Origin of the sequence: Escherichia sp. MOD1-EC6300, from assembly GCF_002965045.1 — a bacterium.
Taxonomy (GTDB): domain Bacteria; phylum Pseudomonadota; class Gammaproteobacteria; order Enterobacterales; family Enterobacteriaceae; genus Escherichia; species Escherichia coli_F.
In genome coordinates, this window is the sequence record NZ_PTRH01000047.1 from 1 (window position 1) to 1,526 (window position 1,526).

2 protein-coding genes are annotated in these 1,526 nt (G+C 57.3%); both read left to right on the plus strand.

Annotated features, from left to right (window positions below; translation table 11 throughout):
- Nucleotides 1-687, plus strand: a 687-nt coding sequence (locus BGE37_RS24685) for a bacteriophage T4 gp5 trimerisation domain-containing protein (protein WP_077502255.1), incomplete at its 5' end; no start/stop codon positions are given.
- A 75-nt stretch (nt 688-762) separates the two neighbouring features.
- Nucleotides 763-1,526: DUF6531 domain-containing protein (locus tag BGE37_RS24690; RefSeq protein WP_105288547.1), on the plus strand; the 764-nt coding region annotated here is incomplete at its 3' end.

Sequence of the window (1,526 nt, forward strand, 5' to 3'; positions counted from 1 at the left end):
GATGCGACAGGGAAAGAACAGGTCTACATCCACGCGCAGAAGAACATGAACACCGAGGTGCTGAATAACCGCACCACTGATGTGATAAACAACCATGCCGAAAAAATAGGTAACAACCAGGCGATCACCGTTACCAATAACCAGATCCAGAACATTGGCGTTAATCAGATACAGACGGTTGGTGTCAACCAGGTGGAAACGGTGGGCAGTAACCAGATTATCAAAGTGGGATCAAACCAGGTTGAAAAGGTGGGGATCATTCGTGCGCTGACGGTGGGCGTGGCTTACCAGACGACGGTAGGCGGCATTATGAATACCTCGGTGGCGTTGTTGCAGTCCTCACAGGTAGGGCTGCATAAATCACTGATGGTGGGAATGGGCTACAGCGTCAATGTAGGGAATAACGTCACCTTCTCGGTGGGCAAGACGATGAAGGAAAACACCGGACAAACAGCAGTTTATTCTGCCGGTGAGCATCTTGAACTCTGCTGTGGTAAGGCAAGGCTGGTGCTGACGAAGGACGGAAGCATATTTCTTAATGGTACGCACATTCATCTGGAAGGGGAGTCGGATGTGAACGGTGATGCGCCGGTGATTAACTGGAACTGTGGTGCCACACAACCTGTGCCGGATGCGCCTGTGCCGAAAGATTTACCCCCCGGAATGCCGGATATGCGGCAATTTTGAGTCAGGTGCAAAAAATTAAAACGGAACTGGTGCAGTGGCCAGATGAACCATATTAAAAGCAGAAGGAATTGATTCATGGGCGGAAAACCGGCGGCGCGGCAGGGTGACATGACCCGCAAGGGACTGGATATTGTGCAGGGTTCAGCAGGGGTGCTGATAGGTGCGCCGACGGGGGTTGCCTGCTCGGTGTGTCCCACAGGGGAAGCCACGCCGAAATATGGCAATCCGGTAAACCCGCTGCTGGGAGCGAAGGTACTGCCTGCTGAAACCGACCTGGCACTATCCGGCCCGTTGCCGTTCATCCTTTTCCGCGCCTACAGCAGTTACCGGACGAAGACGCCAGCCCCGGTGGGGATATTCGGCCCCGGCTGGAAAGCCCCCTCCGACATCCGCTTACAGATTTGTGAGCGTGAACTGATACTTAACGACAGCGGTGGCCGGAGCATCCACTTTGAACCCCTGTTTCCCGGCGAGATAAGCTACAGCCGCAGCGAGTCGTTCTGGCTGGCGCGGGGCGGGGTGCTGAAACAGCATAAAGGACACCCGCTTGCGCGGTTCTGGCGGGCGCTGCCGGAAGCGGTCCGCCTGAGTCCACACACCTATATGATGGCTGTCAGCACAACCGGGCAGTGGCTGGTGCTCGGCTGGCCGGAGCGGGTGCCGGAAGTGGACGAGGTGCTGCCGCCGGAGCCACCCGCATACCGGGTACTGACGGGCGTGGTGGATGGCTTTGGTCGGACGATGACTTTCCACCGGGTGGCAGAGGGTGACGTGGCGGGCGCGGTGACGGGGGTGACGGACGGTGCGGGCCGTCGTTTTCACCTGTTGCTGAGCACGCA